Genomic DNA, 23048 nt, shown 5'->3' on the forward strand with positions numbered 1-23048 from the left:
AGCGGGCTTTTAGAGTTCCGTGAAACCCGCCTTAGAGGGCGAAGGCTTCTTCCGGCATGTCCATCAGGCTGTCTGAGCCCGCCAGCATGCTTTCCGCATGCCCTTTGGCCCGCGGCAGCATGCGCTTGAAGTAGAAGCGCGCTGTCTGGACCTTGGCGTTATAGAACATTTCCTCGGTGGTACCTTCCACCATCTTGTCCAGCGCCACCTTGGCCATACGGGCCCAAAGATAGGCGAAAACAGCGTAACCGGAGTACATCAGGTAGTCCACGGAGGCCGCGCCAACTTCTTCGCGGTTCTTCATGGCGGACATGCCAACCTTGGTGGTCAGTTCGCCCCACTCCTTGTTCATGGCGGCCAACGGCTCAACGAATTCTTTCAACTGCTCGTTGTCGGCGTTTTCCTTGCAGAACACGTGAACCTGCTTGGTGAAACCTTTCAGGGATTCACCTTGGGTCATCAGTACTTTGCGACCGAGAAGATCCAGCGCCTGAATACCGGTGGTGCCTTCATAGATCATGCCGATACGGGAATCACGAACGTTCTGCTCCATACCCCACTCGGAGATAAACCCGTGACCACCGAATACCTGCATACCCAGGTTGGCTGCTTCGTAACCGATCTCGGTCAGGAACGCCTTGGCGATCGGGGTGAGGAAGCCCAGGGCTTCATCAGCCGCTTTGCGATCTTCCTCGGTCTTACCGCTGTGAACGATATCAGCCTGCTGTGCGGTCAGGTAAATCAGAGCACGGGCGCCTTCTGCAACCGCTTTCTGGCTCAGCAGCATGCGACGAACATCCGGGTGAACGATAATCGGGTCAGCGATACCCTCGGGGTTCTTCGGACCACTCAGCGAGCGCATGGCCAGACGGTCTTTGGCGTAGGCCAGGGAGCCCTGGAAGCCAAGCTCAGCAGCACCCAGACCCTGGATCGCGGTACCAATACGCGCCGTGTTCATAAAGGTGAACATGCAGTTCAGGCCCCTGTTCTCAGGCCCGATCAGCCAGCCTTTGGCACCGTCGAAATTCATCACACAAGTGGCGTTGCCGTGAATACCCATCTTGTGCTCGATGGAACCACAGGAAACGGCATTGCGCTCACCGGAAGAGCCGTCGTCATTCGGCAGAAGCTTGGGCACGATAAACAGGGAAATGCCCTTGGTACCTTCAGGAGCGCCTGGCAGCCGGGCCAGCACAATGTGGACGATGTTTTCGGCCATGTCATGCTCACCAGCGGAAATGAAAATCTTGGTGCCGGTGATGCTGTAGGTGCCGTCTGCATTGGGCTCAGCCTTAGAACGCAGCGTGCCCAGGTCGGAACCGCAATGAGGCTCGGTCAGACACATGGTGCCGGTCCACTCGCCGCTGATCAGCTTGGTGAGGTAAGTCTGCTTCTGCTCTTCAGTGCCGTGGGCTTCAATGGTGTTGGTCGCACCGTGGCTGAGGCCGGGATACATGCCCCAGGACCAGTTGGCGGTACCCACCATCTCGCTCATTACCAGGCCAAGAGAGTGTGGCAGGCCCTGGCCACCATAGTTGGGATCAGCGGTCATGGACGGCCAGCCGCCTTCCACGTACTGCTGATAGGCCTCTTTGAAGCCGGTTGGCGTTTTCACGCCGTCTTCGCTCCAGGTGCAGCCTTCTTTATCGCCCACCTGGTTCAGCGGAGACAGAACCTGCTCACAGAACTTGGCACCTTCCCCGATGATGGCATCAACCATATCCGGAGTTGCATCTTCGGCGCCTTCCAGATTGGCGTAGTGCTGCTCGCTGTCCAGCAGCTCGTTCATTACGAATTTAATGTCACGCAGGGGCGCTTTGTAGTCAGGCATGGAATCCACCTCAGGTTTTCGGTCTCAGCTGCGACACGGTCACAACACTCAGCCTCGGGATTTACTCATACGCTCAGCAAGAGAATCTGAACGCCAATAAAACACTTGTTTGAAACATACGTTTAGAGGCACAGAATTGTCAATAGGCGCAATCAAAATTTGTGTTGTGTTTTGTCGCGAATGTGTACCGATGGCTTAAGCACACGGGGAGGTTTTAGACTAAAAAGCAGCTTGTTTTCAGGCTGTTGCCCGGAAGGATGAAGGGGGATTGGCGCTTACATCATTGCTCCCGACGCCGGAGATGACCTGATAGGCATTCGTCGCTTCCTGCGACTGCTTTGCACTGCTTTCGTCACCCGCCTGGTCCTCGGACACTTCAGATTGCCCGGACTCGTCAGTGCGACCCAACTCTGAGGAGAGTTCAGCTTGTGCCTGCAGCATCAACTGCATGGCCTCTGCCGCCACCGCCCGGTCTTGTGGGGAAGGCTCTGCCGGCGCCAACGCTGCGGCCCTGACCACACGCATTTTATCGATTGTCGCCTGGGGATCTCCCCGCACGGGCGAGGTGCTAATCGAGACCTCGCCACCAACAGCGTACTGGGCACCGTCGGGGCCCCGTTCATAGACGTAGGAAATGGAACCGGCGTACTGGCCGCCAACCGCCTGATGGGCTGCCTCATGGGCACGAACCTCACGGTCCCTGGCTTTCAGTTCCGTAAGCTGTTTCAGCTCTGCCTCATCCAGGCCCTGAGCATCCTCTACGCTGGAACCCTGCGAGCGGGTACGATCCTCCGCAGCATTATCGTCAGCTACGCGGCCGGACCCGGAGGTTTCAGGAGATGTTCGAGATGAAGGTGATTCATCCGAAGATGGCCGGAGAGGGGCACCCGCAGCTGCGTCTCCCGAGCCAACGGAAGGCGCAGGAAAGGCAGGAGCCATTGACGGAAGGGAGCCCGAAATCATCATGTCAGCAGACTGGCCGTCGAATCCAAAGGACCTGAACAGGGCTCGGACGCCCTGAGAGGGTTCAGGCAGTAATATCCAGAAGCGTTCCCAGGGTTTCGTCGGCGGTTTTCACTACCTGGGCCGAGGCTTCAACGCTGCGCTCGTACAGTTTCAGATCAATGATCGGTTCCACGAGGCCACCGACACCTTCTGCCGTGCCCTGGGGGCCATCAACACCGCCACGGGCAATCCTGCGGGCGGCATTTTCCATGCCTTGCATGCCGTCCTGGATACCCTGAATACCAATGCCTAATGTATTGCTGATCATAACCGCGCAGCCCAATGACCATATATTGACACCAGTAAGCCACAAATTTGGTCAATTTTCAAACAAAACGGCAACATCCAGGGCTTCGGCCAGCTCCTTCGGGTCGGCACGCTTCTGCCATGGCAACACCCCCAGGCATGGCGCGGGCAGGTTCTGAATCAGATAATCGAGGGTTTCCTGCTCACAGTTCATGGCCGCGGGGTCCGGCCGATTGGCCACCCAACCTGCGACAGGCAAGCCATCACGGCGGATAGCTTCAGCGGTTAACAGTGCATGGTTGATACAGCCCAGTTTCAGGGGTACCACCATAATGACAGGCATACCCAGAGCGACAGGCATGGCGGCGTATGTTTCACGATCATTGAGTGGTACCCGCCAGCCGCCGGCACCCTCCACCAACAGTAAATCCGCGGGACGCATCTGCAACCCGCGGCAAAATCCGACCAGCCGTTCCGCCGTGAGGTGCCGACCCGCCTGGGCAGCTGCCACATGGGGCGCGATGGCGGGCTGTAAGGCTACCGGGTTCACCTGATCGTAAGGCAACGGTTCCGACATGGACTCCATCAGTATCAGCGCATCTTCATTGCGCAGCCCCTCCGGTGTTTCGTCGCAACCAGACGCCACCGGTTTCATCGCAAGCGTGTTCTTCCCCAGGGTAGCGGCCGCCTCAAGAATCGCAGCAGACACCAGCGTTTTCCCCACGCCGGTGTCGGTACCCGTCACAAAGTAACTCTTTCTGGCCATAGATCAATGAATCCCCATGTCAGTCCGGCAGACGGCAACCCAGCCATGCCGATGTGTAAGTGGCCTGTATCCGGCCTTCCCCGTCTCGCGGATAATAACGGCACATGGCCCGCAAACGGCCAGGCGCGGTCGCGCTTTGCCGCCGCGAGGCGCCTTTGTACCCGGCGCCGATAGCCTTGAGCTCCGCCAGCAGAGCCAGCGGCGAGGGATAATCCAGTGAAATGGTCTCGATCGCAAGTTGCGGATCCGGGAGCGTTTCAAATGCCTGCTCCCGAAAACGCGCTTCCGATTCAAAACCATTCACATGCTGGTGCCCGGGGTCTGCCCGGTGCCATGCTTCCCGAAGTTCGTCGAGGGTACCCTCCAGCAATGTCGACACCAGTAGCCGACCGCCTGGGCGCAGAACCCGGCGGCATTCAGCAAGCACACCGGCCGGGTCACGGCACCACTGAATCATCAAATTGCTGAAGACCACGTCCACACTGTTATCCGGCAACGGCAACGCCTCGGCATCCGCCTCGATCCACCGAATGCCGCTCGGGTTGGCAGATCGGGCGTAACGAAGCATTCCCGCAGCAATATCAACGCCGGTCACCTGGCTCCCCGGAATCGACGCCAACTGCCCTGTAAACCACCCAGTGCCGCTACCCAGATCGAGTATCTGGAGTCCATCTGCGCTTTGGGCCTGATGCAGCCCTTCCTTCAACTGGTCCAGCAAGACCTGGCCCATATAGCGCTGCAGCCGGGCAGCGGGATTGTAGGTATGGGAAGCTGAGCCGAAATCGCGGGCAATTGTGGATTTCGGAGGCACCCAGTCGTGGATATTGGTTGTTACAGGGTCCATTCAACCTCCTTGCCGAAAACAAACTGAAGGATTTCGTCATGGCAACGCGAAAGCGCCTGCCCTCGAGGCCAATGGGTCATACCGGTTACCCTAACGACCTTGGCGGCTGGAGACGGATGAAACGAGTGCTCCCAACATTCAACGACCACATCGTTGCTCGCCTGAAGATGCAGCGTCGGCACTGGTAAAGCACCCCACAGAGACCGCTGATCTTCGCTGCCCAACCAGTCCAGGCCCCGAACCAGGTTCACGTCGCTGACAGAAGGCCCTCGCGCAAGCCAGGGGCGCAGTTCCTGCCGGGCTTGCGACTCATCATGGCTGCCGTGAATCAAAAGTCGCTGAAAGCGCCGCCAGGCAAGGCCGGCGTTTTGCGACACCTGTTCCCGGAATGTCTCAAAAGTATCCACTTCCATCCCTGTGGACCACTGCTCCCCAGCCACAAAGCGGGGAAACCCCGCCAGAGTGATTGCCTTGCGGACCTGGGGACAACTGCGTGAGGCAGCCGCCATTACCACCTGCGCCCCCTGGGACCAACCCGCCCAAACTGACGGGCACGGATAACGCTCCAGCAGATAATCCGCCACCCCCGTGATCGAGTCGCATCGGGACATCAAGGCGTCGTTCAGCGATATCAGATGAATCTCCCCTGGCCAACGATCAAACAACGGAAGCAACATGGCGGCATCGACACCCCAACCACCCACAACCACCAGCGGGATTCGTGATTCCACAGCGTTCATACCACCTCTGCAGAGGGCCTGTTCAGTAGTGAACGGCAGTCCGCCAATGCGGACAGCAACGTTGCCAGGTCTTCCGAAGAGTGCGCAGCGCTGAAGGTGACCCGCAAACGAGCCTGACCTTCCGGCACAGTCGGCGGCCTGATCGCCGTAACCATTAGCCCCCTCTCCTCCAGGGCCTGACTCAATGCCAGGGCTGCCCAGTTGTCGCCCACCATGATTGGCTGAATTGGTGTGCGCGATGGCATCAACTCATAACCCAGTGCCGATGCCTCCTGGCGAAACTCTGATATCAGCATCTGCAGGTGACTGCGACGGCCATCTTCCCGTTCGATCAGGTCAAGGCTGGCACAGGTGGCCAGAGCGATGACCGGAGGCATGGCGGTGGTGTAGATGTAGGTGCGGGCCTTCTGTACCAGATAATCCATCAGCAGCTGGGGGCCAGCCACAAAGGCGCCACTGGTGCCCACAGCCTTGCCCAGGGTGCCGATCAATATGGGCACGTCCTCCTCGGACAATCCCTGCTCCATCAGGCTGCCCCGCCCCTGAGGCCCCAGGACGCCCAAACCATGGGCGTCATCCACCACCAGAAGGGCCTCGTGCGCCCGGCACAGTGCCGCCAACTCCCTCAATGGCGCGATATCCCCATCCATGCTGAATACGCCGTCTGTCACCACCAACTTGTGGCCACCGGTAGCGGCAAGCATGTCAGCAAGGGCACTCATATCACCGTGGCGATAACGACGCACCCTGGCGCGGCTGAGAACACAACCATCGATGATGGAGGCATGGTTCAGGCGATCAGAGAAGATGGTATCGCCACGGCCAGCCAGCGCAGAGATAACGCCCATATTGGCCATGTAGCCGGTCGAAAAAAACAGCGCAGCACTGCGGCGGGTAAATTCCGCTAGCCGCAGTTCCAGTTGGTGGTGGGCATCGTGGTGACCGCAAATCAGATGCGAAGCGGCGCCGCCAAAACCGGTGTTTGGCATGGCCTCAGTGGCAGCCTTGATAATCCCGGGGTGATTCGCCAGCCCCAGGTAATCGTTGCTGCAGAACGACAGTAGCGGCACGCCATCGGAAACCAACGCGGGCTGCTGGGGGCCGCTGATCTGGCGGCGGGTGCGGTAAAGCCCCGCCTGTTTTCGCTCTTCCAGCTCTGCTGCAAAGTCACGCATGGCCAGCCCTCACAGACATGCTGCCTGCCTATGCAGACTCACGGGTGGCATCGTAGAACATGTGACGGGTCTGTTCGTATTCGACCGCTTCAACGATAGCTTCTTCCGCTTCCTGTTCGGTGCAGGACTGCTCGCGCTCTTCAGGCCGAATGCCCAGACGCTTGAACAACTCGCGGTCCGCATCCGCCTCGGGGTTGGCGGTCGTCAGCAGCTTCTCGCCATAGAAAATCGAGTTCGCACCAGCCAGGAAGCACAGGGACTGCATCTGCTCATTCATATTTTCACGGCCCGCAGACAATCGCACGTGCGAGGCAGGCATCATGATCCGAGCAACAGCGATGGTGCGGATAAAGTCGAACGGGTCCAGATCTTCCACATTTTCCATCGGCGTTCCTGCCACCTTCACCAGCATGTTCACCGGCACGCTCTCCGGATGGTGGGGCAGATTCGCCAACTGAACCAGAAGGCCAGCACGATCGTCAGGGTCTTCTCCCATGCCCACGATGCCGCCGCAGCATACTTTCATGCCTGCATTACGGACATTCTCGAGGGTGTCCAGCCGGTCCTGATAGGTGCGGGTGGTAATGATATGGCTGTAGTACTTTTCGGACGTATCCAGATTGTGGTTGTAGTAATCCAGCCCGGCTTCGGCCAGCTCGTCGGCCTGTTCCTGCTTCAGCATGCCGAGAGTCATGCAGGTTTCCAGGCCCAGGGATTTCACCTGGCGCACCATATCCACGACATATTCCATGTTTTTCTTCGACGGGCTACGCCAGGCCGCCCCCATACAGAAACGGGACGCGCCCTTTGCCTTGGCGGCCTTGGCCTCAGCAACCACTTTTTCAATTTCCAGCAGTTTTTCCTTTTCCAGGCCGGTGTTGTAATGACCGCTCTGGGGACAGTATTTACAGTCCTCCGGGCAGGCACCGGTCTTGATGGACAGGAGCGTGCTGATCTGCACTTCATTCGGGTCGAAATGCTCACGATGGACGCTCTGAGCCCGGAACACCAGGTCATTGAATGGCAGTTCGAACAACGCACGGGCTTCCTGCATGGTCCAATCGTGGCGCGGTGAGGTAGAAGGCGCGGTAGAAGGCGCTATAGAGGGTGCATCGGCGTGTGCGGTGGCAGTCATGATTCAGTCCTGTTAACTTTACCGGGATTCTGGTTTACGGATTGAACAGATGATAAAGGGACTGAAATCGCTGTCAACCTTGATCACACCAAAGGTTAACAGCGCGAAACGGATTCCGCGCGCTCAAATCAGCATCAAGGGCTTATTTCAGCTGCGCGGCGGGCAATGCGTGGCCTGCCTGGAACCGCATGCCCATTTCGGGCTCTGCACTCCCTGCCGGCAGGACTTGCCCGCCAACCACTCGCACTGCCGCTGCTGCGCACTGCCTATCGCCTACGCTGGCGATGAACTCATCTGCGGTCAGTGCCTGAAAGACCCACCGCCCTTCAGCCGAATCGTCGCGCCCTGGCGCTATCGATTCCCGGTTGACGGTATGGTCCAGCGCTACAAATACAATGGCCAACGCGCCTATGCCCGCCCCCTGATCCAGGATCTGAGCACTCATCTGACATTGATGCTGGAGACCCATCCTGAACGCACGCCGGACCTGCTTCTGGCCAGCCCGATGCATCCGGCCCGTCGACGAAAACGAGGATTCAATCAAGCGGCGGATATTGCAGAGCACATCAGCCGTCAATCGGGCATTCCCTGGAGCGCTGACCTTGTCGTCAGGAACCGGCGCACCCGGCCACAACGAGGACTGAACCGCGAAGAGCGCCTGGCCAACCTGCGGGGAATCTACCAGGTTACCCGTATACCACCGGCCAGTATTGCCATCGTTGATGACGTGGTCACCACCGGCGCCACTGCACGAAGCCTGACTGAAGTGCTGCTTGAGGCCGGCGCCAGGGAGGTTCAGATCTGGGCGCTGGCAAGAACCCCCGGATAAAGGTATGCAAACGCATTAGTCGGCAAGCTGCCCTGCCACTTCATCCGCAATGGCCAAAGCAGCCGTTAATCCCGGCGACTCAATGCCGAACAGGTGCACCAGTCCGGCAACACCGTGCCGACGTTCTCCGGCGATCCGGAAATCCGCAAACCCACCATCCGGGCCAGCAAGCTTGGGACGAATGCCGGCATAGGCGGGCTGCAGGCGGGACTCGTCCAATGCTGGCCACCAACGGCGAATACTTTCAGCAAACGACCTTGCCCGACCGGGGTCAACCGAGAGGTCCACTCGCTCTATCCATTCAACATCGGGCCCGAATCGAGCCTGGCCCGCTAGATCAAGCGTCAGGTGAACGCCGAGGCCGCCTGGTTCAGGGATCGGGTATACCAATGAACGGAAGGGGTGGCGACCGGAATAGCTGAAGTAGACACCTCGGGCCAGCCACTGGCGGGGCGCGATATCCGCTGGCACTCCCTGCCAGCTCGTGGCCAATGGTACTGCTCCGAGGCCGGCTGCGTTCACCACCCGTTGCGCCCTGAGCTCACAGGGCGCCGGCCCTCCAACCTGCAACCGATGCTCTCCGTCACAGGTCGCCGCATGTTCTACAGGCGCCTGGCGGACCAAATGGCCACCGTAGTCCTCCAGCTCTCCCAGCAACGACAGCATCACACCATGACTGTCTACAATGCCCGTTTCCGGTGAGTACAACGCCTCCTGGGCGGTCACGTCCGGCAGAGACACCCGCAGGGCCCTGCGGGTTACCCGCTGGAGCGGAACACCGTTGCGAAGGGCCTGACTGGCGATAGTGTCGAGCCTCTCCACCTGCGACGCGCCATTGGCCACAATCCACTTGCCGGTTTTGCGGTGGTCGATGCCACGGGTCTGACAGTACTCATACAACATCCGACGACCACGAACACACAACCGGGCCTTGAGGGAGTCCTCGGGATAGTAGATCCCAGCATGGATAACCTCACTATTGCGGGACGACACCCCTTCGCCAAAGTGAGCGCCGGATTCCAGCACCAGCACCTCCCTGCCCTGCTTGGCCAGCGTCCTGGCCACTGCGAGGCCGACAATGCCGGCACCGACGACCACGGTATCTGCCTGTACTATGTCTCGCCCTGTCATCTGCTTTAACGTCACCCGCGTTGTGTTTCGATCGTTTGTCAGCATCACCAACACGCTCGTTGGCTAAAAAGCCCGAATCGCATTACGGTGTCGCCCCCGAAACGTTATACTTGGCCGTGAATTGAGTGCACGGAGCAGGGAACCGATGTCTGACAGGAAGCAGTTTATTATTGTAATGCTGGTGGCGGCCATATTTGTTGGCTGGCTTGGCTGGCGAGGCTTTGAAGTCATCAGCCTGAACCAGGCACTGAAGGCCGATGAAATGGTGGCCAACTATCCTTATCAGCATCGCGTTCTCCGGGTTGAAGGAGGGACCGCCATCATGAGCTCACTGCGCTCCCATGAAACCTCGACGCACGAAGCACTCACCACCATTTTTCCGAGCATGCGTAACCTGGGAGACAATGATCGTGACTGGCAACGGGCCGAGCGTGAACTGGCCCAGGTCCAGGCCCAGGCAGGCAACATCGTCCTCAGCGCGTCTGGCATTGATCGGGTGCGATGGGAACTGGACGAAAACTGGTATCACCTCGCCAGCATGAAGTCCCAACAGAATTCGAGATACTAAACCTTATTTATGACCGAAACCTCCAGCCATCCTTACGACGCCCTTACCCCCGATACCATTCTTGATGCCCTGGAAGACGCCGGATTTGTGGTCAGTGGACGCCTGTTTGCCCTCAACAGCTACGAGAACCGTGTTTACCAGATTGGTATTGAAGACCAGCCACCGGTAATCGCCAAGTTTTACCGTCCGGGGCGCTGGAGCGAAGCCCAGATCCGGGAAGAACATCAGTTTACCGTCCAGTTGCTCAACGCCGATATTCCGGTCGTGGCGCCCATGGCTATGCCCTCCGGCGATACACTGGGCCGTTGCGGGGACTTTCTGTTTGCCGTATTTCAGCAGCGGGGCGGGCAGGCGCCCGACACCAGCGTGACAGATACCCTGTACCGCCTCGGCCAGTGGCTGGGCCAGCTCCACAATATCGGTGACACTGAGCCCTTCAACCATCGCCCGGTTATGTCGATTCTTTCGGGCATTGAGGATAACAATCGGTTCCTTACGGAAAACCGCTGGATTCCAGATGACCTTCGGCCAGCGTGGGACTCGCTGATTCCCGATCTTGTCGACCACTGCGCCCGTCGGATCGATGACGCTGGCGAGGTGCACTCCCTGAGAATTCATGGTGACTGCCACGCCGGCAACATCCTCTGCCGCGAGGAACAGATGCTGTTTGTCGACCTGGACGATTGCCGTACCGGGCCTGCGATTCAGGATTTGTGGCTGTTACTGAACGGTGATGACGTTGAACGTGGCCAGCAATTTGGTGAACTACTGGAAGGCTACGAGATGTTCCGCGATTTCAATCGTCGTGAGCGTCATCTGATTGAACCCATGCGCTGCTTCCGGCAGATTTCCCACTGCACCTGGCTGGCCAAGCGCTGGGACGACCCGGCCTTCCCGCGTTTCTTCCCCTGGTTTGCCCAGCCGCGTTTCTGGTCCGACCAGATCCTGTCACTTCGGGAACAACTGGCGGCGCTACAGGCCCCTTCCATTCATGTACCCGGCCAATATTGAGGCCACTATTACCGACAGACCGGAGACCAACCGATGAGCCAAAGTGAGGCCCGATTTACCGTCCGCAGCCTGATTGTCACTGCCATTGCCACCATCATCGTTACCATCGTGGTTTTGGAGGCCAGCGGGCGGATTGATCACGCCGAGAATAAGGATCATGTGCCGGTGGGGGAATTTGAGGCCGTTCACATCAAACCTGGCGAAGAGTTCCGCATGTCGCCCAAGTCATCGGAACTCCACGCTGCCTGCGAACAGGGGTATCTGGCCATCGCCGCCGATGTGGACCCGGAGTTCCGGGGCATCCTCGTTGATTACAAGAACCGGGGCGTACGCTGCAGCCGAGGCCCGACACCCGCACACGACAGGCCTGTCCATGAGGGCCAGGAGCCAGCAGACAATGGCTGACAGGAACAAAAAACCGGGCCAGGCGCTGGACCGTCTGTTCGCCACTGAACGGGAAACCGGAGAATTCCGGTTTGACACATCGGTGGCTCGGGTATTTCCGGACATGATCCGGCGCTCAGTACCGGGTTACACCACGATTATTCCGATGATTGAAGTGATCACCGAACAGTATGCCCGCCCGGGCAGTCACTGCTACGATCTCGGCTGCTCTCTCGGCGCCTCCACTCTGGCCATGCGCCATGGCATTGGGGACCGCGACTGCACCCTTACAGGCGTGGACAACTCGGCTGCCATGATTGAGCGTTGCGAGCATTATATTGCTCTGGACGACCACCCATTGCCGGTTTCACTGCGGTGCGAGGACATCCTCGACACCCCGATTGAGAACGCGTCGGTGACCACCCTGAACTTCACACTGCAGTTCGTGGCGCCAGACAGACGCGCAGAACTGATGGCTCGCATCGCCGACGCCACACTGCCCGGCGGAGTACTGATCCTCTCCGAGAAAATTCGCTTTGAATCCGATTACGAGCAATCGACACAGACCCAACTCCATCACGAGTTCAAACGGGCCAACGGCTATTCCGACCTGGAGATCAGTCAGAAGCGTTCCGCCCTGGAACAGGTACTGATACCGGAAACCCTGGCCGAACACCGTGAGAGACTGATAAACGCAGGATTTAGTCAGGTTATGGTGTGGTACCAGTGTTTCAACTTTGTCTCCATGCTCGCCATTAAATCGCACTGAACGGAGCCGCCATGACGACCTTCAACTGGCAGGGGTGCTTTGCCCCGCTGCTTGACGATCTTGATAGCCGTGGCCTTGAGCGCTGGCGAAAGCAACTGCAGCAACAGCTACAAAAGCGCTTTGACGACAACCCTCATGGGGATATTGCCCGATGGAACCGGGCTCTGGACACCCTGCCCCACATTGGTGATGCCACGGCGAACCTGAACCAGTCGGCCATTACCCTGAACTCCGACCAGCCCCTCAGCACAGAAGAACGTGCAAAGCTCGAAGAAGGGCTGAGAGGACTGATGCCCTGGCGTAAGGGCCCGTTCGAATTCTTTGGCACCTATATCGATACCGAGTGGCGTTCTGACTGGAAATGGGACCGCGTCGCTCCCTACCTGTCAGACCTGAGTGGTCGGCAGATACTGGATGTCGGTTGCGGCTCTGGCTATCACTGTTGGCGCATGCTGGGCGAAGGAGCCGGCCGGGTGATTGGCATCGACCCGGGACTGTTATTCCTGTTCCAGTTTCTCAGCGTCAAACAGTATGCAGGCCAGGAGCAGCGCATTGATCTGCTCCCAGTGCGCGTAGAGGATCTGCCGCCAAAGCTGGAAGCATTCGACACCACTTTCTCAATGGGTGTGCTCTACCACCGTCGCTCACCACTTGATCACTTGCTGGAACTGAAAGACACACTCCGCCCGGGTGGCGAACTGGTGCTGGAAACGCTGATAGCGGATGGGCCGGAAGGTTACAGCCTGATGCCGGAGGACCGCTACGGCCGGATGCGCAACGTCTGGTTCCTGCCCAGCTGCGACACTCTGTTGCGCTGGCTGGACCGAACCGGTTTTCGCAACGCCCGCGTGGTGGATGTGACAGAAACCACGATCGAGGAGCAACGCAGCACTGACTGGATGCAGTTCCAGTCGCTGCAGGACTTTCTCGACCCGGACGACCCAACGAAGACCGTGGAAGGTTATCCGGGTCCGAAAAGGGCGACGGTTATCGCGGACAAGCCCTGAAGGTGTCCGCGACAACCCAGGAAGGTTACTCGCCGAAGGGGTGGCGCAGAATGACCGTCTCTACCCGGTCAGGACCGGTGGAAATGATATCGATCGGTGCTTCGATCTGCTCTTCCAGGAAACGGATATAGGCCCTGGCGTTCTCCGGTAACTGGTCCAGGCCTGTCAGCCCGACCGTGCTCTCCTGCCAACCCGGAAGATCCGCATACACCGGCTCAATGTCCTTGTAGGTATCGCAACCGATCGGCGGGCGGGTAATCTCCCCGTTAGGCGTTTTGTAGCCAATGCACACCTTCACCGTATCCATGCCATCGAGCACGTCCAGCTTGGTCAGGCAGATGCCCGATACGCTGTTGATCTGGATGGCGTGGCGCAGTGCAACCGCATCAAACCAGCCACAACGGCGTGAACGCCCGGTGGTGGTGCCAATCTCGTTGCCCTTGACCGCCAGGTGATGGCCCATATCGTCAAACAGCTCGGTCGGGAACGGACCGGAACCGACACGAGTGGTGTAGGCCTTGGTGATCCCCAGCACGTAATCCAGGAACAACGGCCCAAAACCAGACCCGGTAGCCGTGCCGCCAGCCGTGGTATTTGAGGAGGTGACGTACGGGTAGGTACCCAGATCAATGTCCAGCAGCGAGCCCTGCGCACCTTCAAAGAGGATGTGTTCGCCGCGCTTGCGAAGGTCATGGAGGATATCCGTGACGTCGGCAGACATGGGTAGAATTTCCTCGCCCATGGTCATCAGTTCGGAAAACGCCTGATCAATGTCTTCGGGCTCTTCCTTGAAGTACTCGGTCAACACGAAGTTATGGTACGACATGATTTCCCGGAGCTTCTCTTCAAAGCTCTTCGGGTCACACAGATCTCCAACGCGAATCCCACGGCGGGAAACCTTGTCTTCGTAGGCCGGCCCGATACCGCGACCGGTGGTGCCAATCTTGTCGACACCTCGCGCTCGCTCGCGCGCCTGATCGATACGAACGTGGGTCTTGAGGATGACCGGGCACGCCAGACTGATCTTCAAACGCTCCCGCACAGCAACCCCATTGCCTTCGAGTTCGCGGACTTCCTTCAGCAACGCTTCCGGAGAGAGCACGACGCCGTTGCCAATCAGGCACTGGACATTCTGGCGAAGAATGCCAGACGGAATCAGATGAAGGGCGGTTTTCTTACCTTCAATAACCAGGGTATGGCCGGCATTGTGGCCGCCCTGAAAGCGCACCACCGCCGCAACCTTATCGGTCAGCAGGTCAACAATCTTGCCTTTTCCTTCATCACCCCACTGGGTGCCCAGCACTACAACGTTTTTACCCATGACTCTCTCTCAGTGCGGCCCCGCCAATTGATGGGGTGCCCGCAGGTTTACCTGTAAATGAGTGGCCCGACCCCGAAGGTCATCAGTCCAACTGCTCCACGACCCACTGGCCGTCTCGCTTCACCAGGGCACGATCGCAATTGCGCGTGCCAGGATCAACGCCCTCGTCTTCCGGCAGGGCGCGGATAACCGTCTCCGTCATCCGCAGGCCGGAAATCACGCCATCCAGCGCAGGATCTTCGGTGGCTGGCGCCCATATGGCCTTGCCAGCGCGGCCGGTTCGCTGACCAAGTGAGACCAGCGCACGGATATCAAGACTAAAGCCCGTCGCCGGACGTGCACGGCCGAAATCACTGCCAATGGCATCGTAGCGACCGCCCTTGGCAACCGCGTCACCATGCCCCGGCACATAGGCCGCAAACACCAGCCCGGTATGGTAGTTGTATCCTCGAAGCTCACAAAAATCGAACCCGAAGCTTACCTCTGGATAGCTCGCGGACAGCATATCCGCCACTCGATCCAGTTGATCCAGCGCCTGACGAAGCGGTTCCGGCGCCCCTTCAAGAAGAATGCGCTTTGCCTCACGCAGGGCATCCTTCCCACCGCTGACTCTGGCCAGCTCTCTGAGCATGCCGCCAGCAGAACCCGGTGGGCACCCGCCCAGCAATTCATCCAGTTCCGGCACAGACTTACGGGCCATGGCATCAAAGATGGCCGCGCCGGTATCGCGATCAAACCCGGCCTCTCCAACCAATGTCTCGTAGATCGCGACATGGGCAAGATCCAGATGGATTCTGGGCAAACCCGATACACGCAGGGTTTCAAGCATCAGGCTGATCACTTCCAGATCCGCCGATTCGGAGGCGCTACCAAACAGCTCGCAACCCGCCTGGATGGGCGTGCGCCCTGTCAGCATATGGCGCGGTCGGGTTTGGAGCACATGGCCGGCATAACACAGCCGCGTAATACCTTCCTGGCCGAGGGTATGGGCATCAATGCGTGCTGCCTGCGGCGTCATGTCCGCACGCAGCCCCATCATCCGGCCGGTCAGCTGATCAGTCAGCTTGAAGGTCTGAAGCTCCAGGTCGTGCCCGGTGCCCGTAAAAAGTGATTCGAGGTATTCGATCAACGGCGGGATAACCAGCTGGTAACCCCAACGCTGGCAGGTATCCATTACATCCCGGCGCAGGGATTCAATCTGTCCAGCCAATGGCGGAAGGATGTCTTCCACGCCATCAGGCAGTAGCCAGCGATCAGATACTGTCATGAGATTCGGTTGTCCGTTCTGTCCCGGGGCGGAAGCTTCTTGCCGCGAGAGTGCACAGGATTTAGGGCGATGCTCGGGGAAAGATAAAAACCCGAACCAAAACCGGCAGAATTTTACACTGTTGGCAGACACAAAAAAACCGGAATACCGAGGTATTCCGGTTTTGTCACTACCATCGTCGTGGTTAGCGGTTTCCCTGAGGGTCCTTCAGGAACTTCAGGAAGTCGCTATCAGTGTCGATGACCATGATGTCGTCTTCATTGGCAAAGGTGTTCTGATAGGCTTCCAGACTGCGGTAGAAGCTATAGAACTCGCTGTTAGACCCATAGGCATCGGCATAGATCTGGGCGGCCTGAGCATCACCTTCACCACGCATTTCCTCAGCCTTGGCAAAGGCTTCCGCCAGGATAACGGTGCGCTGGCGATCAGCATCCGCGCGAATACCCTCCGCCAACTCGCGACCGCGGGAGCGGAATTCCTGCGCCAGTTTCTCGCGCTCGGTCGCCATTCGACGATAGACGTTCTGGCTCACCTGCCCCGGGAATTCAATGGCTTTGACGCGGATATCCACCACTTCAATGCCAAATTCCTTGAGCGACGTTTCGTTCACCCGGTCACGCAGGGTGTGCATCAGCTCGTCACGCTGGCCGGAAACGACCTCGACCATGGTCCGAACACCGAACTCATCCCGAAGGCCGTTATCCACGCGAGACAACAGCAGCTCGGAGGCGCGGTATTCGTCACCACCAGTGGCCCGGTAGAACTGATCCACGTTGCGGATTTTCCAGGCGATGTAGGAATCGACGTCCAGCGGCTTCTTCTCGATGGTCAAATACTGACGCGATGGAAGATCCGTTGTCAGCAATCGGATGTCGAATTCCCGGACCTGATCAATGACCGGCACCTTGAAGTGAAGCCCGGCTGAAATATCCGTTTCGATCAACTCACCGAACCGCAGCAGCACGCCACGATGGGTTTCCGGGATAATGTAAACACTGGAGAGCGTAACCAGTACGACAATCAGGGCGCCTGCAAGGCCCACAATACTTTTGGGTCCCATCATTATCTGCTCCTCCGAACGCCACTATCCTGCCTGCCACGCAGCTCCTGAATCACCTGATCTGACAGGGTCTTGATGTCGATGTCACTGCCGGAGCTTCCGGAACCGCTCTGGCTGCCGGTGCTGGCACCGGAACGGTTAGTCAGCCTATCCAGAGGCAGGTACATCATATTGTCGCTGCTCTGGGTGTCCACCAGCACTTTGCTGGTATTCGACAGAACCCCTTCAAGCGCCTGGATGTACATACGCTCGCGAGTGACTTCCGGCGCAGTCTGATACACACCAAGAACCGCCAGGAAACGTGAGGTTTCACCACGGGCACGCTCAATCACTTCTTCCTTGTAGGCCGCCGCTTCCTCGGTCAAGCGCTGTGCCCGGCCACGAGCCTCGGGGACCACTTTATTGCGGTAGGTTTCAGCTTCTTCCTTGACCTGCTGCTCGTCCTCACGGGCGCGCTGCACTTCACGGAAGGCATCCTGCACCGCATCGGGTGGCTGAGTGCTCTCGACGTTTACACGGACAATGGTCAAGCCAGTGCCGTATTCTTCCAGGAAGCTCTGCAGGCGCTGCTCCACGCGAACGGCCAACTCGGCACGACCTTCCGTCAACACGTCATCAAGTGTTGAGCTACCAACTTCATGGCGCAAGGCGCTGTCAGTAGCAAACGCCAATGCCTGGTTGGAATCACGGACGTTCAGCACATAAGCCTGAGCATCACCAACACGATACTGGACCTGAAGGTCGACAGAGACGAGGTTCTCGTCCTGTGTCAGCATCTGGCCTGTAGATTCCGCATTCCGGACGTTCGTCACCCGGACCAGATAAACGCTATCGATCAACGGAACCTTGAAGCGCAGACCCGGCGTTTCAGTACGACTGAACTCGCCAAAGCGAAGCACAACCGCACGCTCCTGCTCGTTCACGGTGTAGAACGATTGAAAGACCACGTATCCGGCAAAAATGATGGCCGCCAACGCCAGGATGGCACCAAAACCGCCGGCGCCACCCGAGGACGAACTGCCGCCACTGCCTCCGGACTTGTTGCCCTTGCCACCCAGCAAGCGATTGAGCTTGTCGAGACCCTTTTTCAGCGCCTCGTCCAGGTCCGGTGGGCCCTGGTCATTTCCGCCACGACCACCACCAGTACCCCAGGGGTCATTGTCGTTGCGGTTTCCACCCGGTTCATTCCAGGCCATAGTGTTCTCCGTTCCAAACTAATCGAATGGCTGCAAATACTAGGGATTTATAAGCGCCCCGGCAATAGCACAGCCGGCCTATGTACGTTGTTCTTCAAGCCTTACATCATTTTCGCGCACGCCAGCGCGGCTCAAAAGCTGTAACCAGTCACGATGCTGAAGGCGTACTTCCAGTACCGAATCCCCGCTATCGCGGTGACTTTCCGTCACGACAGAGCCCGCTTCATGCAAAAGCGCCCGCAACTTGCCGTCCGTCGGGCCCAGCAGTACGAATTGATGGATCACGTCCTCCGCCAATCGTTCGACGATGGTATCAAACAGGCCTTCAAGACCTTCCCCGGTGACCGCAGAAACCCAGACACGCACGGGAACGCCATCTTCGTTGCGCTCAACCCGCGGCTGGAAGTTGTCCAGCAGGTCAATCTTGTTGAAAACCTGCAGCACCGGAATCTCGTCAGCACCTATTTCTGCCAGCACTTCTTCCACCTGCTCCATGTTCTCGTCACGCCGGTGATCGTGGCAGTCGATTATGTGGAGCAGAATTGAGGCTTCGGTGGTTTCTTCCAGGGTGGCACGGAAGGCTTCAACCAGCTTGTGGGGAAGATGACGGATAAAGCCGACAGTGTCGGCCATTACGACCGGGCCAATGTCAGGAAGTTCCAGGCGCCTCAGCGTCGGGTCCAGGGTCGCAAACAGCTGATCCGCCGCGTAAACGGTTGACGTTGTTATGCGGTTAAACAGCGTGGACTTGCCCGCGTTGGTGTAGCCCACCAGTGAGACGGTTGGAATATCCGCACGCATCCGGGCCCGGCGACCCTGGTTACGCTGTTTACGGACCTTTTCAAGGCGGCGATGAATGGACTTGATACGCTCCCGCAGCAACCGCCGGTCCGTCTCCAACTGGGTTTCACCCGGGCCACGCAACCCGATACCACCCTTCTGGCGCTCAAGGTGCGTCCAACCCCGAATAAGGCGGGTCGACATATGCTCAAGTTGAGCCAGTTCCACCTGAAGCTTACCTTCATGGGTGCGAGCACGCTGAGCGAAAATATCCAGGATGACGCCCGTGCGATCGAGCACACGACAGCTCAGCTCACGCTCAATGTTTCGTTCCTGGCTGGGGCTGAGTGCGTGATTGAAAAGCACCACATCCGCTTCGTTGGCGGTCACGGCATCACGAATCTCTTCCAGCTTCCCCTCGCCGACAAACAGTCTCGGGCTGGGCTGCTTGCGCGAGCCGGTGACAACACCTACGGGTTCGACACCGGCAGACCAGACCAGTTCACGGAACTCGCCCAGATCCTCAGCTTCTTCGTGTGAGGAAAACTCGATATGAACGAGAATCGCCCGTTCACCAACGTCGGGACGCTCAAACAAGTAGTAACAACTCCAAATCAGTCAGGCTGCACCTGTCACCAAAACAAACACCCGCGGCCCTGGGAGCCTTTTCGGGCCCTTCGGGAGCGCGGGTGACAACACCGGTGTGCCCGGATAAATCAGTCTTCAGATTCTTCTCCGCCCGGAGCCTGTGGCGGAATACGAACGTTCCGCGCGGGCACCACAGTGGAAATGGCATGCTTATAGACCATCTGGCTGACAGTGTTTTTCAGCAAAATCACGAACTGGTCAAAAGACTCGATCTGGCCCTGAAGCTTGATACCATTGACCAGAAAGATAGAAACCGGAATGCGTTCCTTGCGTAATGCATTAAGGTAAGGGTCTTGTAGAGAGTGCCCTTTTGACATGTGTTTTCTCCTGTTTATAAGTAAAGGCAGATCGTCAACTTCAATTGTTAAATGTGGTGCGAAACTCAATAATTTTCAAGGCAGTGTCGGACATAAGTTTGTCGCCACTATCCAACCAGTCCACATCGGACCACTTTCGCAACCAGGTCAGCTGTCGCTTGGCAAGCTGCCGGGTAGCAGCAACGCCCTTGTCCACCATGGTGTCGTAATCATAATCACCGGCCAGATGTGCCCAGCCCTGACGATATCCGACACAACGCATGGAGGGCAGGCCAGCATTCAGATCACCCCTGGCCTTCAGCACCCTGACCTCATCAAGAAAACCCGCATTCAGCATGGCGTTGAAACGCAGGGCTATTCTTTCATGGAGCACCCGCCTCTCGGCGGGAGCCATCGCAAGCTGCACTACAGTATACGGAAGAGACGGCGATTCGTCTGCCTGCCATTGGGTGAAATAGGTGTAATCCTCAATGCCATCGCTGTTCTGACGGTTCTCTGCCTGGCCTCTGCTCGCCTTGTCCTGCCATATTGAGGAAATCGGCCGTCCCGTCAGACGAATCACCTCAAGTGCCCGAATAAGTCGCTGCCGGTTATTCTGATGAATGAGACCCGCCGCCACAGGGTCCTGTCGCTCCAGCTCCTGGTGAAGGGCACCCCAGCCTCGCTCCTTCGCCTCCTGCTCAAGGGCCTCCCGGACGACTGGATTAGCAGACGGCAGGTTGGACATGCCATGCAGCAATGCCTTGAAGTACATCATGGTGCCACCCACCAACAACGGAATCCGCCCCGCTGACACAATGTCGTTCATTTCACGCAGGGCATCGCGACGGAAGTCCGCTGCCGAGTATGTTTCCGCCGGATCGCAGATATCAATTAACCGGTGTGGCGCCTGGGAGAGCTCCTCGGGCGAGGGCTTGGCGGTTCCAATATCCATACCCCGGTAGATCATCGCCGAATCAACACTGATGATATCGCAGGGCAGGTGGCGACAGAGCTCGATGGCCAGGTCGGTCTTGCCCGAGGCAGTCGGGCCCATCAGGCATATGGCCAGGGGCTTGGTGCCTTTAGCGGTTGATGCCGTCATACCGGTGTTAACGCCCGCGCAGGAATAATTTGTCCAGCTCCGAGAGGGTGACCACAGTCCAGGTGGGCCGACCATGGTTGCACTGACCACTGCGCTCGGTGGCCTCCATGTCCCGCAACAGGGTATTCATTTCCGGAATGGTCAGTTGCCGATTGGCACGCACGGAACCATGGCATGCCATGGTACCAAGCAACTCATGTATCACCGCCTCCACACGGTCGCTTTCGCCGTTCTCAATCAGGTCAGACAGCACATCCCGAACCAATTGCTCGGTATCCGCCCCCCGCAACAGCGCAGGCACCTGCCGCACAGCGAGAGTTTCGGGGCCAATGCGCTCCACCCTCAATCCCAACTGCAAAAGCTCTTCACCATGAGTCTCCGCCAATGCCGCCTCTTTCTGGCTGACAGCCAGGGAAACCGGCACCAGCAGCGGCTGACTCTTGAGGTCCTGCGCCTCCAGCGCACGCTTCATACGCTCATAGGTAATACGTTCATGGGCCGCGTGCATATCCACCACGATCATGCCCTGACGGCTCTGGGCCAGGATATAAATTCCGTGCAGTTGGGCAATGGCGTAGCCAAGCGGCGGCTCATCACCGCTGTCCTGCGGTGGCGTAGGCGCCGCAACGGCCAGATCACCGGAGTCGGCCATCGCGGGCTGCGCCCCGGTTCCACCGCCCTCGTTCAGGGACTGGTAGAACGCCATTTGATCGCGGGCCTGCCATTCAGGCTGCGGGGGCCTCGGGCTCCCTGAGAACCCGGCATGCTGCGGGCTGCCGCCGGAACCTGCAAACGGATCGGAGGCGGGCTGGTGATTGACACCCGGCATGGCAGCCTGAACGCCAAAACCACCGGTTGCCGTACCGGCCTCCCGACCGTGGGACTGGGCTACCGCTCCCTTGAGATGATCATCCGGGCGCACATCTGCCAGCGCCTTGTGAAGCGTCCGGAAAATAAAATCGTGAACCAGGCGCCCATCGCGGAAACGCACTTCGTGCTTGGTGGGGTGAACATTCACGTCCACGTTCGCGGGATCAACCTCCAGATACAACACGAACGCCGGGTGACGGTTGTTGTAAAGCACATCCCGATAAGCCTGGCGCACGGCATGCGCTACCAGCCGGTCCCGTATCACCCGCCCGTTGACAAAAAAGTACTGCAAATCCGCCTGACTGCGGGAAAAGGTCGGCAGGGCAACCCAACCCCAAAGTTTCAATCCCGTAGCCTCAGCATCAATCACCACGGCGTTGTCGATAAACTGCTGACCGCATAGAGAGCCAATCCGCCGCTCCCGGTCCAGCGGATTCTCAGCCGGCCTGAGGCTCTGGACCACACGCTGGTTATGTCGAAGCGTAAAACCGGTGTCGAAACGGCTCAGGGCCTGGCGGCGAATGCATTCTTCAACATGGTTGAACTCGGTCTTCTCCGTACGGAGAAACTTGCGTCGGGCGGGCGTGTTAAAGAACAGGTCCCGGACTTCCACCGTCGTGCCCACCGGATGGGCCGCCGGGGAAATACTGGCGTCCATGTCGCGCCCTTCCACTTCTACCTTTGAGGCCGCCTCCTGGCGCTCTGTGCGTGATGTCAGTGCCAGCCTGGAAACGGAACTGATACTGGCCAGGGCCTCCCCCCGGAAACCAAGGGACGCCACTGCTTCGAGGTCTTCGAGATTTTCAATCTTGCTGGTGGCATGACGGCTGAGCGCAAGGGGAAGGTCCGTCTCGTCTATGCCCATGCCGTCGTCACGTACCCGGATCAGCTTGACACCCCCCTGCTCCACCTCGATATCGACCCGGCGGGCACCGGCATCGAGCGCATTTTCTACCAGTTCTTTCACGACCGAAGCCGGGCGCTCAACCACCTCACCGGCAGCAATCTGGTTGGCCAGGCGGGGCGTCAGTAATCGAATGGAGGGCATGTTACCAGGGGACCTC

At 58.5% G+C, this 23048-nt stretch carries 23 protein-coding genes; 6 read left to right on the forward strand and 17 right to left on the reverse strand.

Annotated elements, in window-relative coordinates; all coding sequences use genetic code 11:
- Positions 1-31: 31 nt before the first annotated feature.
- From B2590_RS04470 to bioB, 8 genes are all read right to left on the reverse strand, one after another.
- Positions 32-1831, reverse strand: a complete 1800-nt coding sequence (locus tag B2590_RS04470; RefSeq protein WP_036209767.1) for an acyl-CoA dehydrogenase C-terminal domain-containing protein — start codon at positions 1829-1831, stop codon at positions 32-34.
- 237 nt (positions 1832-2068) lie between these two features.
- The gene (locus B2590_RS04475) at positions 2069-2770 is read right to left on the reverse strand and encodes a putative metalloprotease CJM1_0395 family protein (RefSeq protein WP_269400097.1); all 702 of its coding nucleotides are present in this window, start codon (positions 2768-2770) and stop codon (positions 2069-2071) included.
- A gap of 88 nt (positions 2771-2858) precedes the next feature.
- Positions 2859-3104 carry a hypothetical protein gene (locus tag B2590_RS04480; protein ID WP_007154811.1) on the reverse strand — a complete coding sequence of 82 codons (246 nt, stop codon included), beginning with the start codon at positions 3102-3104 and terminating at the stop codon, positions 2859-2861.
- Between the two features lie 51 nt (positions 3105-3155).
- Complete coding sequence (gene bioD / locus B2590_RS04485; RefSeq protein ID WP_041332412.1) at positions 3156-3848, reverse strand: dethiobiotin synthase; 693 nt, start codon at positions 3846-3848, stop codon at positions 3156-3158.
- A gap of 19 nt (positions 3849-3867) precedes the next feature.
- A complete protein-coding gene (bioC, locus tag B2590_RS04490) occupies positions 3868-4692 on the reverse strand; it encodes a malonyl-ACP O-methyltransferase BioC (protein ID WP_075196525.1) in 825 nt (274 codons plus the stop codon).
- A complete protein-coding gene (locus B2590_RS04495) occupies positions 4680-5432 on the reverse strand; it encodes an alpha/beta fold hydrolase (RefSeq protein ID WP_051947032.1) in 753 nt (250 codons plus the stop codon). Before B2590_RS04495 ends, bioC begins: the two co-directional genes overlap by 13 nt.
- Positions 5429-6607, reverse strand: a complete 1179-nt coding sequence (bioF, locus tag B2590_RS04500) for an 8-amino-7-oxononanoate synthase (RefSeq protein WP_269400099.1) — start codon at positions 6605-6607, stop codon at positions 5429-5431. The genes B2590_RS04495 and bioF overlap by 4 nt, the downstream gene beginning before the upstream one ends.
- Positions 6608-6635: 28 nt before the next feature.
- On the reverse strand, positions 6636-7742 hold the full coding sequence (gene bioB / locus B2590_RS04505; RefSeq protein ID WP_144402140.1) for a biotin synthase BioB: 1107 nt from the start codon (positions 7740-7742) through the stop codon (positions 6636-6638).
- A gap of 49 nt (positions 7743-7791) precedes the next feature.
- Between bioB and B2590_RS04510 the strand changes: the two genes are divergently transcribed.
- A complete protein-coding gene (locus B2590_RS04510) occupies positions 7792-8571 on the forward strand; it encodes a ComF family protein (protein ID WP_085679802.1) in 780 nt (259 codons plus the stop codon).
- Positions 8572-8586: 15 nt separating this feature from the next.
- On the opposite strand, the gene B2590_RS04515 is transcribed toward B2590_RS04510, so the two are convergent.
- On the reverse strand, positions 8587-9702 hold the full coding sequence (locus B2590_RS04515) for an NAD(P)/FAD-dependent oxidoreductase (RefSeq protein WP_085681973.1): 1116 nt from the start codon (positions 9700-9702) through the stop codon (positions 8587-8589).
- Between the two features lie 145 nt (positions 9703-9847).
- On the opposite strand from B2590_RS04515, the gene B2590_RS04520 reads away from it, so the two are divergent.
- From B2590_RS04520 to cmoB, 5 genes are read left to right on the forward strand one after another with little or no spacing between them, the layout of a single operon-like run.
- Positions 9848-10270: a hypothetical protein gene (locus B2590_RS04520; RefSeq protein ID WP_007154819.1), complete on the forward strand. Its 423-nt coding sequence runs from the start codon at positions 9848-9850 to the stop codon at positions 10268-10270.
- A 9-nt stretch (positions 10271-10279) separates the two neighbouring features.
- Positions 10280-11281, forward strand: a complete 1002-nt coding sequence (locus tag B2590_RS04525; protein ID WP_075196528.1) for a serine/threonine protein kinase — start codon at positions 10280-10282, stop codon at positions 11279-11281.
- A 33-nt stretch (positions 11282-11314) separates the two neighbouring features.
- On the forward strand, positions 11315-11686 hold the full coding sequence (locus B2590_RS04530; RefSeq protein ID WP_041332410.1) for a hypothetical protein: 372 nt from the start codon (positions 11315-11317) through the stop codon (positions 11684-11686).
- Positions 11679-12434, forward strand: a complete 756-nt coding sequence (cmoA, locus tag B2590_RS04535) for a carboxy-S-adenosyl-L-methionine synthase CmoA (RefSeq protein WP_041332409.1) — start codon at positions 11679-11681, stop codon at positions 12432-12434. The genes B2590_RS04530 and cmoA overlap by 8 nt, the downstream gene beginning before the upstream one ends.
- A gap of 11 nt (positions 12435-12445) precedes the next feature.
- The gene (cmoB, locus tag B2590_RS04540) at positions 12446-13441 is read left to right on the forward strand and encodes a tRNA 5-methoxyuridine(34)/uridine 5-oxyacetic acid(34) synthase CmoB (RefSeq protein WP_041332408.1); all 996 of its coding nucleotides are present in this window, start codon (positions 12446-12448) and stop codon (positions 13439-13441) included.
- A 25-nt stretch (positions 13442-13466) separates the two neighbouring features.
- Here the strand turns inward: cmoB and B2590_RS04545 are convergent, their stop codons facing one another.
- The 8 genes from B2590_RS04545 to mutL form a co-directional block, all read right to left on the reverse strand.
- Positions 13467-14762, reverse strand: a complete 1296-nt coding sequence (locus B2590_RS04545) for an adenylosuccinate synthase (protein ID WP_036209743.1) — start codon at positions 14760-14762, stop codon at positions 13467-13469.
- 82 nt (positions 14763-14844) lie between these two features.
- Positions 14845-16029, reverse strand: a complete 1185-nt coding sequence (locus tag B2590_RS04550; RefSeq protein WP_286810888.1) for an ATP phosphoribosyltransferase regulatory subunit — start codon at positions 16027-16029, stop codon at positions 14845-14847.
- A 184-nt stretch (positions 16030-16213) separates the two neighbouring features.
- Positions 16214-17089, reverse strand: a complete 876-nt coding sequence (gene hflC, locus B2590_RS04555; protein ID WP_041336347.1) for a protease modulator HflC — start codon at positions 17087-17089, stop codon at positions 16214-16216.
- Between the two features lie 2 nt (positions 17090-17091).
- Entirely contained in the window at positions 17092-18285 is a 1194-nt protein-coding gene (gene hflK / locus B2590_RS04560) for an FtsH protease activity modulator HflK (protein WP_041332407.1), read from the reverse strand.
- A gap of 78 nt (positions 18286-18363) precedes the next feature.
- On the reverse strand, positions 18364-19662 hold the full coding sequence (gene hflX / locus B2590_RS04565) for a ribosome rescue GTPase HflX (RefSeq protein WP_036209734.1): 1299 nt from the start codon (positions 19660-19662) through the stop codon (positions 18364-18366).
- A 119-nt stretch (positions 19663-19781) separates the two neighbouring features.
- Positions 19782-20030 carry an RNA chaperone Hfq gene (gene hfq / locus B2590_RS04570; protein WP_007154829.1) on the reverse strand — a complete coding sequence of 83 codons (249 nt, stop codon included), beginning with the start codon at positions 20028-20030 and terminating at the stop codon, positions 19782-19784.
- 40 nt (positions 20031-20070) lie between these two features.
- Positions 20071-21114 carry a tRNA (adenosine(37)-N6)-dimethylallyltransferase MiaA gene (miaA, locus tag B2590_RS04575; protein WP_269400102.1) on the reverse strand — a complete coding sequence of 348 codons (1044 nt, stop codon included), beginning with the start codon at positions 21112-21114 and terminating at the stop codon, positions 20071-20073.
- 7 nt (positions 21115-21121) lie between these two features.
- Complete coding sequence (mutL, locus tag B2590_RS04580; RefSeq protein WP_228209863.1) at positions 21122-23032, reverse strand: DNA mismatch repair endonuclease MutL; 1911 nt, start codon at positions 23030-23032, stop codon at positions 21122-21124.
- Between the last annotated feature and the right edge of the window lie 16 nt (positions 23033-23048).

The sequence above is a fragment of the Marinobacter sp. UBA3604 genome (assembly GCF_002375325.1).
Lineage (GTDB): Bacteria > Pseudomonadota > Gammaproteobacteria > Pseudomonadales > Oleiphilaceae > Marinobacter > Marinobacter salarius.

Coding starts and splice junctions, on each gene's coding strand:
- B2590_RS04470 (WP_036209767.1), bottom strand. CDS start 1,831: ATGCCTGACTACAAAGCGCCCCTGCGTGACATTAAATTCGTAATGAAC.
- B2590_RS04475 (WP_269400097.1), bottom strand. CDS start 2,770: ATGGCTCCTGCCTTTCCTGCGCCTTCCGTTGGCTCGGGAGACGCAGCT.
- B2590_RS04480 (WP_007154811.1), bottom strand. CDS start 3,104: ATGATCAGCAATACATTAGGCATTGGTATTCAGGGTATCCAGGACGGC.
- bioD (WP_041332412.1), bottom strand. CDS start 3,848: ATGGCCAGAAAGAGTTACTTTGTGACGGGTACCGACACCGGCGTGGGG.
- bioC (WP_075196525.1), bottom strand. CDS start 4,692: ATGGACCCTGTAACAACCAATATCCACGACTGGGTGCCTCCGAAATCC.
- B2590_RS04495 (WP_051947032.1), bottom strand. CDS start 5,432: ATGAACGCTGTGGAATCACGAATCCCGCTGGTGGTTGTGGGTGGTTGG.
- bioF (WP_269400099.1), bottom strand. CDS start 6,607: ATGCGTGACTTTGCAGCAGAGCTGGAAGAGCGAAAACAGGCGGGGCTT.
- bioB (WP_144402140.1), bottom strand. CDS start 7,742: ATGACTGCCACCGCACACGCCGATGCACCCTCTATAGCGCCTTCTACC.
- B2590_RS04510 (WP_085679802.1), top strand. CDS start 7,792: ATGATAAAGGGACTGAAATCGCTGTCAACCTTGATCACACCAAAGGTT.
- B2590_RS04515 (WP_085681973.1), bottom strand. CDS start 9,702: ATGACAGGGCGAGACATAGTACAGGCAGATACCGTGGTCGTCGGTGCC.
- B2590_RS04520 (WP_007154819.1), top strand. CDS start 9,848: ATGTCTGACAGGAAGCAGTTTATTATTGTAATGCTGGTGGCGGCCATA.
- B2590_RS04525 (WP_075196528.1), top strand. CDS start 10,280: ATGACCGAAACCTCCAGCCATCCTTACGACGCCCTTACCCCCGATACC.
- B2590_RS04530 (WP_041332410.1), top strand. CDS start 11,315: ATGAGCCAAAGTGAGGCCCGATTTACCGTCCGCAGCCTGATTGTCACT.
- cmoA (WP_041332409.1), top strand. CDS start 11,679: ATGGCTGACAGGAACAAAAAACCGGGCCAGGCGCTGGACCGTCTGTTC.
- cmoB (WP_041332408.1), top strand. CDS start 12,446: ATGACGACCTTCAACTGGCAGGGGTGCTTTGCCCCGCTGCTTGACGAT.
- B2590_RS04545 (WP_036209743.1), bottom strand. CDS start 14,762: ATGGGTAAAAACGTTGTAGTGCTGGGCACCCAGTGGGGTGATGAAGGA.
- B2590_RS04550 (WP_286810888.1), bottom strand. CDS start 16,029: ATGACAGTATCTGATCGCTGGCTACTGCCTGATGGCGTGGAAGACATC.
- hflC (WP_041336347.1), bottom strand. CDS start 17,089: ATGGGACCCAAAAGTATTGTGGGCCTTGCAGGCGCCCTGATTGTCGTA.
- hflK (WP_041332407.1), bottom strand. CDS start 18,285: ATGGCCTGGAATGAACCGGGTGGAAACCGCAACGACAATGACCCCTGG.
- hfq (WP_007154829.1), bottom strand. CDS start 20,030: ATGTCAAAAGGGCACTCTCTACAAGACCCTTACCTTAATGCATTACGC.
- miaA (WP_269400102.1), bottom strand. CDS start 21,114: ATGACGGCATCAACCGCTAAAGGCACCAAGCCCCTGGCCATATGCCTG.
- mutL (WP_228209863.1), bottom strand. CDS start 23,032: ATGCCCTCCATTCGATTACTGACGCCCCGCCTGGCCAACCAGATTGCT.